Genomic DNA, 13,617 nt, shown 5'->3' on the forward strand with positions numbered 1-13,617 from the left:
GCATTCGCTCCGAAAAAGCGTTTAACCAAGAGCTGCAAGCTTCAAGCTGCAAGCTGTTATGTGGTGATCCATGCCGCTCGCTTCTCACTTGCCGCTTGAAGCTTGCCGCTCGCAGCCGCTTCAATCAGCCATAACGACCGGTAATGTAGTCTTCGGTCTGCTTCTTCGCCGGATTGGTGAACAGGGTATCGGTGTCACCGAATTCCACCAGTTTGCCCATGTACATGAACGCCGTGTAGTCGGACACCCGCGCCGCTTGCTGCATGTTGTGCGTGACGATGACGATGGTGAACTTGGATTTCAGCTCGTAGATCAGCTCTTCGACTTTCAGCGTCGAGATCGGGTCGAGGGCCGAGCACGGTTCGTCGAGCAGCAACACTTCCGGCTCAACCGCGATAGTGCGGGCAATCACCAGACGCTGCTGCTGACCACCGGACAGACCGAGTGCCGATTCGTGCAGACGGTCTTTAACCTCATCCCACAGCGCCGCGCCTTTCAACGCCCACTCGACCGCTTCGTCGAGGATGCGCTTCTTGTTGATGCCCTGGATGCGCAGGCCGTAGACCACGTTTTCGTAGATGGTCTTCGGGAACGGGTTGGGCTTCTGGAACACCATGCCGACGCGACGACGCAACTCGGCCACGTCTTCGCCTTTGCGATAGATGTTGTTGCCGTACAGGTTGATCGCGCCTTCAACGCGGCAGCCGTCAACCAGGTCGTTCATGCGGTTGAAGGTGCGCAACAGCGTGGATTTACCGCAGCCGGACGGGCCGATGAAAGCGGTCACGCGCTGTTTCGGGATGTTCATGCTGACGTCGAACAGCGCTTGTTTCTCGCCGTAGTACAGGCTCAGGCCCGGTACTTCGATGGCCACGGTTTCCTGCTCGAGATTCAAGCTCTGCTTGTCGCGGCCCAGGGCGGACATGTTGATGCCGTGGGTATGTGCTTCGTGCTGCATGGGAGGCTCCCTGTGCTGACAAATTCGGTTCGGTTTTTGTAGGAGTGAGCCTGCTCGCGATTCAGGCGCTACGGTTTGTCTATCAAACCGTGGTGTTGCCATCGCGAGCAGGCTCACTCCTACATAAGAAATCAGCTATCCAGTGCTTTGTATTTTTCGCGCAGGTGGTTACGGATCCACACTGCCGACAGGTTCAACGTGGCGATTACCAGCACCAGCAACAGTGCCGTGGCGTACACCAGCGGGCGGGCCGCTTCGACGTTGGGGCTCTGGAAGCCGACGTCATAAATATGGAAGCCCAAGTGCATGATCTTCTGATCCAGGTGCAGGTACGGGTAGTTGCCGTCCACCGGCAGCGACGGCGCCAGTTTCACCACACCCACCAGCATCAGCGGTGCCACTTCACCGGCGGCGCGAGCCACGGCGAGGATCATGCCGGTCATCATCGCCGGGCTGGCCATCGGGATCACAATCTTCCACAGGGTTTCAGCCTTGGTCGCACCGAGGGCCAACGAGCCTTCACGAACGGTGCGCGGGATACGTGCCAGACCTTCCTCGGTCGCGACGATCACCACCGGCACCGCCAGCAATGCCAACGTCAGCGACGCCCAGAGCAGACCCGGCGTACCGAAGGTCGGTGCCGGCAGCGCTTCCGGGAAGAACAAGCGGTCGACCGAACCACCGAGCACGTAAACGAAGAAGCCCAGGCCGAACACGCCGTAAACGATCGCCGGAACACCAGCGAGGTTGTTCACCGCGATGCGGATGATCCGCGTCAGGGTGTTCTGCTTGGCGTATTCACGCAGGTACACCGCCGCCAACACGCCGAACGGGGTGACGATCATCGCCATGATCAAAGTCATCATCACGGTGCCGAAGATCGCCGGGAAAATCCCGCCTTCGGTGTTCGCTTCACGCGGGTCGTCCGAAAGGAATTCCCAAATCTTGCTGAAGTAGAAACCGACCTTGGTGAAGGTGCTCATCGCGTTCGGCTGGTAGGCGTGAACCACTTTGCCCAGACCGATCTCAATTTCTTTGCCGTTGGCATCACGGGCGGTCAAAGCGTCGCGGTTGAACTGCGCATGCAGATCGGCCAGACGCGCTTCGATGTCCTGATAACGCGCATTCAGCTCGGCGCGCTCGGATTCCATGTCCGCTTGTGCGGTGGCGTCGAGCTTGCCTTCCAGTTCCAGTTTCCGACCGTGCAGACGGATGCGTTCAAGGCCTGCGTTGATCGCACCAATATCGGTTTTTTCCAGCGACTTCAGTTGAGCAGCCAGACCGTTTACACGGTTGATCCGCGCTTGCAGTTCGGGCCACGCAGCCTCGCCCTCGGCGATGACTTTGCCGTCCTGTTTGACGTTGACCAGGTAGCCGTAGAAGTTGCCCCACTCGCGACGCTCGATCGCCATCAGCTCTGGCGGCGTGGTCTGGTTGGTCAACCACTCGCCGACAATCCAGGTGAAGTCGTTGCCGTTCAGGTCACGGTTGCCGACCTTGATCAGCTCGCGGGTCATGAACTCCGGGCCTTGATCCGGCACTGGCAAACCAGCGCTTTTCAGGCGGGCGCGCGGCACTTCTTCCTTCTGTACCACTTCACCGACGACCAGGTGATTGGCCTGGCCCGGGACGTCATAACTGGCGTGGATCAGATCTGCCGGCCAGAAGTGACCGAGACCGCGCACAGCGATGACCGCCAACAGGCCAATGGTCATGATGACCGCGATGGACACCGCGCCACCGCTGATCCAGACGCCCGGGGCGCCGCTCTTGAACCATCCTTTCAGGGAGTTCTGTTTCACAGACTTCTACCTTTGCTTAAAGCGACGAGTATTTCTTGCGCAGACGCTGACGAATCAGTTCTGCCAGGGTGTTCATGACGAAGGTGAACAACAGCAGCACCAGCGCCGAGAGGAACAGCACGCGGTAGTGGCTGCCGCCGACTTCCGACTCGGGCATTTCCACCGCAACGTTGGCGGCCAGGGTGCGCAGGCCTTCGAACAGGTTCATTTCCATGACCGGGGTGTTACCGGTGGCCATCAGCACGATCATGGTTTCACCGACCGCACGGCCCATGCCGATCATCAGTGCCGAGAAGATCCCCGGGCTGGCGGTGAGGATGACCACGCGGGTCATGGTCTGCCACGGCGTGGCGCCGAGGGCCAGCGACCCGAGGGTCAGACCGCGCGGCACGCTGAACACGGCGTCTTCGGCAATCGAATAGATGTTCGGGATCACCGCGAAGCCCATGGCCAGACCAACCACCAGGGCGTTGCGCTGGTCGTAGGTGATGCCCAGGTCGTGGGAGATCCACATGCGCATGTCACCGCCGAAGAACCAGTTCTCCATGAACGGGCTCATGTACAGCGACAGCCAGCCCACAAACAGGATCACCGGAATCAGCAGCGCACTTTCCCAACCGTCCGGGACTTTCAGGCGGATCGATTCAGGCAGACGGCTGAAGGTGAAACCGGCGACCAGAATGCCGATCGGCAGCAGCATCAGCAGGCTGAAGATGCCCGGCAAATGCCCTTCCACATAAGGCGCGAGGAACAGGCCGGCGAAGAAGCCGAGGATCACCGTCGGCATCGCTTCCATCAGCTCGATGACCGGTTTGACCTTGCGGCGCATGCCTGGGGCCATGAAGTACGCGGTGTAGATCGCGGCGGCAACGGCCAGCGGTGCGGCCAGCAGCATCGCGTAGAACGCGGCTTTCAGGGTGCCGAAGGTCAGTGGCGAGAGGCTCAGTTTCGGTTCGAAATCGGTGTTGGCGGCGGTCGATTGCCAGACGTATTTAGGCTCGTCGTAGTTCTCGTACCAGACCTTGCTCCACAGCGCGCTCCACGATACTTCCGGGTGCGGGTTGTCGAGCAGCAGCGGTTGCAGCTTGCCGCCGGCTTCGACGATCACACGGTTGGCGCGCGGCGACAGACCGAATACGCCTTGGCCATCAACTACCTGATCAACCAGCAGCGTACGGTGCGCGGTGCTGTGGAACACGCCAAGCTTGCCGCTGGCATCCAGCGCGAGGAAGCCTTTACGGCGTTCTTCAGCAGTGATTTCAACGATCGGCGCGGTGCCCATCTGGAAGGTACGGATCTGCTTCAGGCGCAGCTCGCCGTCGGTGTCGCGGGCCATGAACCACTGGGCCAGGCCACCCTTGGAATCACCCACGATCAGCGAGATACCGCCGACCAATTGCGTGGTGGCCGTGACTTCGGCGTCAGCGTTTTCCAGCAGTTTGTAGCGACCGTTGAGGCTCTTGTCGCGCAGGCTGAACACGTCGGCCTGAGCACGCCCGTTGACCACGTACAGCCATTGCTGGCGCGGGTCGACGAAGATGTTTTTCACCGGCTCGGTCATCTGCGGCAGATCGATGCGCTTCTGCTCGTTGGTGACTTCGCCAGTCATCATGTTTTCTTCGCTGGTCAGCGACAACACATTGAGTTGCGAACCGGTCGAGCCGACCAGAATCAGGCTGGTATCGGTGGCGTTGAGGCTGACGTGTTCCAGCGCACCGCCGCTTTCGTTCAACGCGATCGGCGTGTTGCCGTACGGGTATTCGATGGCCGGGGTGATGGTTTTCTTGCCGTCGGGGTAGCTGACTTTATAAGTGTGACGGAACACCAGCGCCTGACCGTTGGACAGACCCACTGCCACCAGCGGATGACCTGGCTGGTCTTCACCGATGGCGGTCACGGTGGTGCCGGCCGGGACCGGCAGATCGACGCGCTTCAATTCAGCGCCACTGTCGATATCAAAGAACAGCGCCTGGCCTTTGTCGGAAACGCGCATGGCCACCTGATTCTGCTCTTCGAGCGAAATCATCAGCGGCTTGCCGGCGTCTTGCATCCAGGCTGGGGTGATGGCGTCTTTCGCGGTCAGGTCGGCACCCTTGAACAGCGGCGCAACCACGTAGGCGAGGAAGAAAAAGATCAGGGTGATGGCTGCCAGCACCGCCAGACCGCCAACGAGGACGTACCAGCGGGTGAAGCGATCCTTGAGCGCGCGAATGCGGCGCTTGCGTTGCAGCTCAGGCGTATTGAAATCAATGCGCTTGGGAGGGGAAGTCGTAGTCATTGTGGAATTGGCCAGATCATTCATGCGCACACCCTAGCGATCCTGTATGACAGAAAGATGACAATGCAGTGACGCACCAAATCCACCGCCAGCGGGCACTGGCAGCGGATCGAAAATTTGAGGTGTGGAAAAGGCCGGCCTGCTAGCAGATCCGGCCTTTTTCCTTGAGTCCGGCGGGGTTCACCCCGGACTCAATTTGTTACTTCTTTGCGACTTCAGCGCCGCCTTCTTGCAGACCCAGGTCAGCCAGTGCTTTTGCAGCAACCTTGGCTGGCAGCGGGATGTAGCCGTCTTTCACCACAACTTCCTGGCCCTGTTTCGACAGCACCAGTTTCACGAACTCAGCTTCCAGCGGAGCCAGAGGCTTGTTCGGGGCTTTGTTGACGTAAACGTAGAGGAAACGCGACAGCGGGTACTTGCCGTTCAGGGCGTTTTCTTCGGTGTCTTCGATGAAGTCAGTGCTGCCTTTCTTCGACAGAGCAACAGTCTTCACGCTGGCAGTCTTGTAGCCGATGCCCGAGTAACCGATGCCGTTCAGCGAGGAGCTGATCGACTGCACGACCGAAGCCGAGCCTGGTTGTTCGTTGACGTTTGGCTTGTAGTCGCCTTTGCACAGGGCTTCTTCTTTGAAGTAGCCGTAAGTGCCGGATACCGAGTTACGGCCGAACAGTTGCACTGGCTTGTTGGCCAGGTCGCCGGTCACGCCCAGGTCACCCCAGGTTTTCACGTCGGCTTTGGCGCCGCACAGACGGGTCGACGAGAAAATCGCGTCAACCTGTTCCATGGTCAGGTGCTGGATCGGGTTGTCTTTGTGTACGAACACGGCCAGGGCGTCCACGGCAACCGGGATAGCGGTTGGCTTGTAGCCGTACTTCTGCTCGAAGGCAGCCAGTTCGGTGTCCTTCATCTTGCGGCTCATCGGGCCCAGGTTGGAGGTGCCTTCAGTCAACGCAGGTGGCGCAGTGGCGGAGCCAGCGGCCTGAATCTGGATGTTTACGTTCGGGTATTCTTTTTTGTAGTTCTCAGCCCAGAGGGTCATGAGGTTGGCCAGAGTATCGGAGCCGACGCTGGACAGGTTGCCCGACACACCAGTGGTCTTGGTGTAGCTCGGGATAGCAGGGTCAACAGCGGCGAACGCGTTGGCAGTCGCAACGCCAGCAGCGACAAAAGTCATTGCCGCCATCAAACGCTTCAGTTTCATGCCTTACTCCTAGCAGATAGGGTGTGTTAAGTCGGGGCCAAGTATCAGCAGGCCGTGTGAACACTCTATGGCTGAAATATGACAATTGGATGAAAGGCCAGCATTCGGTTTTTACTGGATGATTCGTGGTGCCCCATTCGCGAACAGGCTCGCTCGCACAATTGAAATGCATTCCAATGTGTGAGCGAGCCTGCTCGCGAAGAGGCCGGTACTACTGGAGCAGATTTCGGATCAGCGCCCCCTCTTCCAGAGCCACGCTCCTACCAGAATCCCCACCGTGCACAGCACCGCCACGTAGTAGGCAGGCCCCATCGCGCTTTCTTTCAGCAGCAGGCTGACCACCATTGGCGTCAGGCCGCCGAAAATCGCGTAGGCAACGTTATAAGAGAAGGACAAACCACTGAAGCGCACCACCGGCGGGAACGCTTTAACCATCACATACGGCACCGCACCGATGGTGCCGACCAGGAAACCGGTCAGCGCGTACAGCGGGAACAGCCAATTCGGGTGAGCGGCGAGGCTGTGATAGAAAGTCCAGGAGCTGATCAGCAAGCCCAGGCAACCGAATACGAACACACGGCCGGCACCAAAACGATCTGCCAACGCGCCGGAGATAATGCAGCCGATGCTCAGGAACACAATCGCCAGACTGTTCGATTGCAGCGCCACCGTCGGCGAGAAGTTATAGACCGTTTGCAGCACGGTCGGGGTCATCAGAATCACCACGACGATCCCGGCAGACAGCAGCCAGGTCAGCAGCATCGAGATCGCAATCGCCCCACGATGGTCACGCAGTACTGCACGCAACGGCACTTCTTCAGCCAGCGCCTTGCGTTGTTGCAGTTCGGCGAACACCGGGGTTTCGTGCAGCCAGCGGCGCAGGTACACCGAGAACAGACCGAAGACACCGCCGAGCAGGAACGGGATTCGCCACGCGTAATCGGAAACTTCGGCAGGCGTATAAATGCTGTTGATCGCGGTGGCGACCAGCGAGCCGAGCAGGATGCCGGCGGTCAGGCCACTGGTGAGCGTGCCACAGGCGTAACCCATGTGCTTTTGCGGCACGTGTTCGGAAACGAAGACCCACGCTCCCGGCACTTCGCCGCCAATCGCCGCGCCCTGAATCACGCGCATCAATAGAAGAAGGATCGGCGCCCACAGGCCGATCTGCGCATACGTCGGCAGCAGCCCCATGATCAGCGTCGGCACGGCCATCATGAAGATGCTCAGGGTGAACATCTTCTTGCGTCCCAGCAGGTCGCCGAAATGCGCCATGACGATGCCGCCCAGTGGCCGCGCCAGGTAACCGGCAGCAAAAATGCCGAAGGTCTGCATCATGCGCAGCCACTCGGGCATGTCAGCCGGGAAGAACAGCTTGCCGACCACCGTGGCGAAGAAAACGAAGATGATGAAATCGTAAAACTCCAGCGCGCCACCGAGGGCGGACAGCGACAGAGTCTTGTAGTCATTGCGGGTCAACGGTCGTGCGGGTTGCTCGGGCTGCGCGAGGCTCGAAGGCGCTGTGGTCATGGCAAGGGCTTCTCTTATAGTCGGATCTGCCGCCACAACAACGCTGGCGGTGGCTTGGGCAGGTTCGGCACCATAGCAAATTGTTCGAAAAAGCACATAGAGGCGCGTATTTGACGGTCGAAATGAGAACCGGATGGTCGTCGTGGAGTCTACCGACCGATATACTCGCAACCTGCTCCGGTTTGTAGGGGGTTGCTGTGCGAAAACGTCGTTGGCCCGCCCTTTGCTCGGGAGCAGCCGGTTTCGCAGAGTTTCCCTTCAGGCGCCTTATGGAAAACGTGACGAACGTAGTATGTTCGGTGCTGAATCGTTTTTCCTGAAGACGGCTACCACCAGCAATACCAACAAGAGTCACGGGTCAGAGGCACCCCCGGCATGATAGAGCTCGAACAAGAAGATCCGATCCCGCAAGGCGACCTGGCCCTGCAAATCACCGCACTCCCGCGCGAAACCAACGGCTTTGGCGATATTTTCGGCGGCTGGCTGGTGGCGCAAATGGATTTGGCCGGCACCGCGATGGCCAGCCGCGTGGCCGGCGGCCGTGTGGCGACCGTCGCCATCGACCGCATGGCGTTCCTCGTGCCAGTGGCCGTCGGCGCGCAGTTGTCCTTTTATACCCAGACCCTGGAAATCGGTCGCAGCTCGATCCAGATGATGGTCGAAGTGTGGAGCGACGATCCGCTGTCCAGCGAGTGGCGTAAAGTGACCGAAGCGGTGTTCGTCTTCGTTGCCATCGACGGCAGCGGCCGCACCCGTTCGGTGCCACCGCGCGCGCGTTAAACATCGCGGCCGTCTGACGGTCGATAGTTGTCCTTGTTACTGATCGAGAGCTGTCCCATGAACACGCCCAACGTTGAAGCGGTGAAACTGGATGAACTGAATTGCTGGCGCATCCGCCACGGTCAGGCCGAAGTGCTGGTAGCCCAGCAAGGCGCGCACATCCTCAGTTATCAGATGGATGGCCAGCCACCTATCATCTGGCTCAACGACAAGGCCGAGTTCAAGACCGGCAAAAGCATCCGCGCCGGCGTGCCGGTGTGCTGGCCGTGGTTCGGCAAGTTCGAACGCAACCCGCAGAGCGTGCAGGCCATGTACACCGGCGAGCAACCGGCACCCGCGCACGGTCTGGTGCGGGCGATGGATTGGGCGTTGGGCGGCATCGAATCAGAGGCTGACGGCATCAAGGTCGAATTCAAGCTGCCCGCCCCCGAAGGTGGCTTGCCAGGCTGGCCGCATCAGGTTGATCTGACCCTGACCCTGCATCTGGCCGATCAACTGCACTTCAGCCTGACCAGCCACAACCGGGGTAGCGAGACCGTCAGCATCAGCCAGGCGCTGCACACCTATTTCGCGGTCAGCGATGTGCGCAATGTGCATGTCGACGGTGTGGATGGTTTGAATTACATCGAGACGCTGGATGACTGGAAAACGGCCACTCAGCAAGGTGATCTGCATTTTGCCGGTGAGACCGACCGCATCTACCTCGACGCTCCGCCGCAGCTGAGCATTGTTGATCCGACGTGGGAACGGCGCATTGTGCTGACGGCCACCGGCTCGCGCACAGCGGTGATCTGGAACCCATGGATCGACCGCGCGGCTGCGCTGGCTGACATGGACAACGATGGCTGGCAGCGCATGTTGTGCATCGAAACGGCGAATGTGATGGATGACGTGGTGGATCTGGCGCCGGGTGCGAGCCATACAATGGGTGTGAGTGTCGGCAGCAAACCGCTCTAAACCCTAGCGCAGAACGAAATGTGGCAGCGGGCAATTGTGGTGAGGGGATTTATCCCCGTTGGGTCGCGAAGCGGCCCCCGCTTTTTAATCAAGAGCTGGGCCTGCTGCGCAGTCCAACGGGGATAAATCCCCTCGCCACAGGGCTTATTGTGCAGGTCTAGAGATCAGATTCCTGCACCACCCGCACCTTGTCTGCTTCCAGCGCATACGCCGCGTCAGCCAGATCATTGCTGACCTTTTCGACTTTCAGCGTGCCGGTTACCCACAACGGTGTGTAGATGTCATCCAGTTTCAAGCCCTTCGGATAACGCACCAGCACCAGTTGATTCGGCGGCGGTGGCGGCACGTGGATGCATGCGCCCGGGTACGGCACGAGGAAGAACAACGTGCTGCGGCCCTTGGCATCGGATTCCAGCGGCACCGGATAACCGCCGATACGGATGTGCTTGTCGTTCATCGACGCCACGGTTTTAGTCGAATACATCACCGCCGGCAGACCTTTGGCCTGCTTCATCCCGCCCTTCTCGGTAAAGGTACCGGTGGCTTCGGGGGAGTTGTGGTCGATTTCAGGCATGGCCTCGAGGGCCTTCTGGTCCGACTTGGGCATCAGTTCGAGCCAGTCGGTTTCCGGCAGTTCGCCAGCGTGGGCCAAACCGCTGCCGAGGAAAAGGAGAGTCAACAAAATGCGGCGCATGGAGGAGCTCGGTAAAAGGAAGGGACAATCAGTCGCCGAGCATTCTAGCCCTCCCCGCCTGTTTGGCAGAGAGGGCTTTGTCGCTTTGGATCAGTTCTTTTTGATCAGACCGTAGATCACCAGCAAAACGATCGCGCCGACCAGTGCGCCGATAAAGCCTGCACCCTGACCCGCCTGATAGATGCCCAGAGCCTGGCCGCCGTAAGTAGCTGCCAGCGAACCGCCGATACCGAGGAGGATGGTCATGATCCAGCCCATGCTGTCATCGCCCGGTTTCAGGAACCGAGCCAACAGGCCGACGATCAAGCCGATAAAGATGGTTCCGATAATTCCCATGACATTTCCCTCTTAATGGTCGATATGCGAAGCCTAGTCAGACTTTCGCATCCTGCCATGAGAGAACGGCGGCCCCGCAATGGTTCCGCCGCTGCCACATGAAACTGTTTTACTCGGCGATCAGCGCTTCGACCTTGATGATCTGCGCCTGCAGCGTGGCCATGTCGGCGCAGCGCAGGTTGGCGTGACCGACCTTGCGCCCGGCCTTGAAGGCTTTGCCGTAGTGGTGCAGATGGCAATCTTCGATGGCGATGACCTTTTCAACCGGCGGAACAACGCCGATGAAGTTAAGCATCGCGCTCTCGCCGACCTTGGCGGTCGAACCCAGCGGCAGGCCGGCAACGGCGCGCAGGTGATTTTCGAACTGGCTGCACTCGGCGCCTTCGGTGGTCCAGTGCCCGGAGTTGTGTACACGCGGGGCGATTTCGTTGGCCTTGAGACCACCGTCGACTTCAAAGAACTCGAACGCCATCACGCCAACGTAGTTCAACTGCTTGAGCACACGGCTCGAGTAGTCTTCCGCCAACGCCTGCAACGGGTGATCCGTGCTGGCCACCGACAACTTGAGAATACCGCTGTCGTGGGTGTTGTGTACCAACGGGTAGAACTTCGTTTCACCATCGCGAGCACGCACGGCGATCAGCGACACTTCACCGGTGAATGGCACGAAGCCTTCCAGCAGGCAGGCAACGCTGCCCAGTTCGGCGAAGGTACCAACCACGTCTTCCGGCTTGCGCAGGACTTTCTGACCCTTGCCGTCGTAACCCAGAGTGCGGGTTTTCAGCACGGCCGGCAGACCGATCGAGGCCACGGCGGCATCCAGATCGGCTTGCGACTGAATGTCGGCGAACGCCGGAGTCGGGATGCCCAGATCCTTGAACATGCTCTTTTCGAACCAGCGGTCACGAGCGATGCGCAGGGCTTCGGCACTCGGATAGACAGGCACGAATTGCGAGAGGAACGCGACGGTTTCGGCCGGGACGCTTTCGAACTCGAAGGTCACCAGATCGACTTCATCGGCCAACTGGCGCAGATGATCCTGATCGCCGTAATCGGCCCGCAGGTGTTCGCCCAACGCCGCGGCGCAAGCGTCCGGCGCAGGGTCGAGGAAAGCGAAGTTCATGCCCAGCGGGGTGCCCGCCAAGGCCAACATGCGGCCCAACTGGCCGCCACCGATTACACCGATCTTCATCTCAACAACCTCAGGCAATACGTGGGTCTGGATTGTCCAGGACGCTGTCTGTCTGCTCGGCACGGAAGGTTTTCAGTACCGCGTGGAACTGCGGATGCTTGGCGCCGAGGATGCTCGCCGAGAGCAGCGCGGCGTTGATCGCGCCGGCTTTGCCGATGGCCAGGGTGGCAACCGGAATGCCCGCTGGCATCTGCACGATCGACAGCAGCGAATCGACGCCCGAGAGCATGGCCGACTGCACCGGCACACCCAGCACCGGCAAGTGGGTCTTGGCCGCACACATGCCTGGCAAGTGAGCTGCGCCACCGGCGCCGGCGATAATCACCTCGATGCCGCGGCTTTCGGCCTCTTCGGCGTACTGGAACAGCAGATCCGGGGTGCGGTGGGCAGAGACCACTTTCACCTCGTAAGGGATGCCGAGCTTTTCCAGCATATCGGCGGTGTGGCTAAGGGTGGACCAATCGGACTTGGAGCCCATGATCACGCCAACCAGTGCACTCATCGTCGCGCCTCTTCTCTCTGGAGCGCCCGCAGGCGCGTCATAAAACAACAAGCCACGCAGGTTGCGTGGCTTGATTGTACGAAAAATGGCCGGACGTACCGGCCGAAGGCCGCGCAGTATACCGCAAAGAAAGCAATAAACAGCCCCCTGCACGACCATCTGTCATCTGCCGCAAATGCCCGGTTTTATTGACTTGGAGGTCAGCGCCGAGACATCACAAATCCCCTGTAGGAGTGAGCCTGCTCGCGATAGCGGTGTATCAGTCACATCATCGCTGAATGTGCTGACGCTATCGCGAGCAGGCTCACTCCTACATTGGATCTTTGTGCAAGTCAGGAAGCTTGCGCGGCGCCGCCTTCAAGCTTGCGCCACAGCAGTCGCACGTTGGCCTTGCGCACCAAGGCGCAGCGATAGAGGCGGATCTCCAATGGCACATGCCATTGCGGGCCGCCGCAGACAACGAGTTCGCCGCGCGCCAGTTCAGCACGCACGCTCAGTTGCGGCACCCAGGCGATGCCGAGCCCTTCCAGCGCCATGCTTTTGAGGCTGTCGGCCATCGCGGTCTCGTAGATCGTGGTGAAGCGCAACGCTCGCTGACGCAGCAAGCCATTCACCGAACGCCCGAGAAATGCCCCGGCGCTGTAAGCGAGCAACGGTACGCTGGCGTCGCCTTCAAGGTCGAACAGCGGCTTGCCATCGGCATCCGCCGCGCACACCGGAAGCATTTCAGTCTGACCCAGGTGCAGCGACGGGAAGATCTCCGGGTCCATCTGCATGGCAGCGTCCGGGTCGTAGAACGCCAGCATCAAATCGCAACCGCCTTCGCGCAACGCATGCACCGCATCGCCAACGTTGGTCGCGACCAGCCGCGTGGCGATGTTCAGCCCTTCATTACGCAACTGCGCGATCCAGCGTGGGAAGAAGCCCAACGCCAGCGAGTGAGCGGCCGCAACCTGCATCACTTCACCCTGCCCGCCTTCAAGGTGATGAAGGTGGCGCAATACTTCGCCGAGCTGTTCGACCACGGTGCGCGCGGTCACCAGAAACAACTGCCCCGCCGCCGTCAATTCGACCGGCGTGCGCGAGCGGTTGACCAATGTCAGCCCCAGCGCAGCCTCCAGACTGCGGATCCGTCGACTGAACGCCGGCTGAGTCACGAAGCGCCGTTCGGCTGCCTGCGAGAAGCTGCGGGTGGCGGCCAGAGCACTGAAGTCCTCGAGCCATTTGCTTTCCAGATTCATCACGTCCTCCCGGACACGCACCAAAACAGGTCACACGTCTGCCGCGCACGCGGCGTCACACGGGCATTATGCCGAATGTGCATAGGCCAGTGCTTAACAGCATTGGCCCAAAATTTCCCACAAGCCTAGCATTCGCAGCGTTCCGG

General features: G+C 60.0%; 12 protein-coding genes. 2 read left to right on the forward strand and 10 right to left on the reverse strand.

Annotation, left to right across the window (positions count from 1 at the left end):
- Window positions 1–124 precede the first annotated feature (124 nt).
- From pstB to JFT91_RS05375, 5 genes are all read right to left on the reverse strand, one after another.
- Window positions 125–958: a phosphate ABC transporter ATP-binding protein PstB gene (gene pstB, locus JFT91_RS05355; RefSeq protein ID WP_064116474.1), complete on the reverse strand. Its 834-nt coding sequence runs from the start codon at window positions 956–958 to the stop codon at window positions 125–127.
- A gap of 131 nt (window positions 959–1,089) precedes the next feature.
- The gene (pstA, locus tag JFT91_RS05360; RefSeq protein ID WP_201229386.1) at window positions 1,090–2,760 is read right to left on the reverse strand and encodes a phosphate ABC transporter permease PstA; all 1,671 of its coding nucleotides are present in this window, start codon (window positions 2,758–2,760) and stop codon (window positions 1,090–1,092) included.
- A gap of 16 nt (window positions 2,761–2,776) precedes the next feature.
- Window positions 2,777–4,810, reverse strand: coding sequence for an ABC transporter permease subunit (locus JFT91_RS05365; protein WP_201232241.1), 2,034 nt, complete (start codon window positions 4,808–4,810; stop codon window positions 2,777–2,779).
- Window positions 4,811–5,237: 427 nt separating this feature from the next.
- Window positions 5,238–6,239 carry a phosphate ABC transporter substrate-binding protein PstS gene (locus tag JFT91_RS05370; RefSeq protein WP_034152107.1) on the reverse strand — a complete coding sequence of 334 codons (1,002 nt, stop codon included), beginning with the start codon at window positions 6,237–6,239 and terminating at the stop codon, window positions 5,238–5,240.
- A gap of 231 nt (window positions 6,240–6,470) precedes the next feature.
- Window positions 6,471–7,769: an MFS transporter gene (locus tag JFT91_RS05375; protein WP_201231752.1), complete on the reverse strand. Its 1,299-nt coding sequence runs from the start codon at window positions 7,767–7,769 to the stop codon at window positions 6,471–6,473.
- A gap of 375 nt (window positions 7,770–8,144) precedes the next feature.
- Here JFT91_RS05375 and JFT91_RS05380 point away from each other — a divergent pair, with 375 nt between their 5' ends.
- Both JFT91_RS05380 and JFT91_RS05385 read left to right on the forward strand, forming a co-directional pair.
- Window positions 8,145–8,549, forward strand: coding sequence for an acyl-CoA thioesterase (locus JFT91_RS05380; RefSeq protein ID WP_003229628.1), 405 nt, complete (start codon window positions 8,145–8,147; stop codon window positions 8,547–8,549).
- A 57-nt stretch (window positions 8,550–8,606) separates the two neighbouring features.
- On the forward strand, window positions 8,607–9,506 hold the full coding sequence (locus JFT91_RS05385) for a D-hexose-6-phosphate mutarotase (protein ID WP_201231753.1): 900 nt from the start codon (window positions 8,607–8,609) through the stop codon (window positions 9,504–9,506).
- 157 nt (window positions 9,507–9,663) lie between these two features.
- On the opposite strand, the gene JFT91_RS05390 is transcribed toward JFT91_RS05385, so the two are convergent.
- From JFT91_RS05390 to JFT91_RS05410, 5 genes are all read right to left on the reverse strand, one after another.
- Window positions 9,664–10,200, reverse strand: a complete 537-nt coding sequence (locus JFT91_RS05390) for a DUF3299 domain-containing protein (RefSeq protein WP_201147242.1) — start codon at window positions 10,198–10,200, stop codon at window positions 9,664–9,666.
- 90 nt (window positions 10,201–10,290) lie between these two features.
- Window positions 10,291–10,536, reverse strand: a complete 246-nt coding sequence (locus JFT91_RS05395; RefSeq protein ID WP_003229635.1) for a GlsB/YeaQ/YmgE family stress response membrane protein — start codon at window positions 10,534–10,536, stop codon at window positions 10,291–10,293.
- A gap of 109 nt (window positions 10,537–10,645) precedes the next feature.
- Window positions 10,646–11,728: a 5-(carboxyamino)imidazole ribonucleotide synthase gene (locus tag JFT91_RS05400; protein ID WP_201229389.1), complete on the reverse strand. Its 1,083-nt coding sequence runs from the start codon at window positions 11,726–11,728 to the stop codon at window positions 10,646–10,648.
- A 10-nt stretch (window positions 11,729–11,738) separates the two neighbouring features.
- Window positions 11,739–12,230, reverse strand: a complete 492-nt coding sequence (purE, locus tag JFT91_RS05405; RefSeq protein ID WP_007920220.1) for a 5-(carboxyamino)imidazole ribonucleotide mutase — start codon at window positions 12,228–12,230, stop codon at window positions 11,739–11,741.
- Between the two features lie 332 nt (window positions 12,231–12,562).
- Window positions 12,563–13,471: a LysR substrate-binding domain-containing protein gene (locus JFT91_RS05410; protein WP_201229391.1), complete on the reverse strand. Its 909-nt coding sequence runs from the start codon at window positions 13,469–13,471 to the stop codon at window positions 12,563–12,565.
- Window positions 13,472–13,617 lie beyond the last annotated feature (146 nt).

Source organism: Pseudomonas sp. TH08 (assembly GCF_016651275.1).
In the GTDB taxonomy this organism is placed as follows: Bacteria; Pseudomonadota; Gammaproteobacteria; order Pseudomonadales; family Pseudomonadaceae; genus Aquipseudomonas.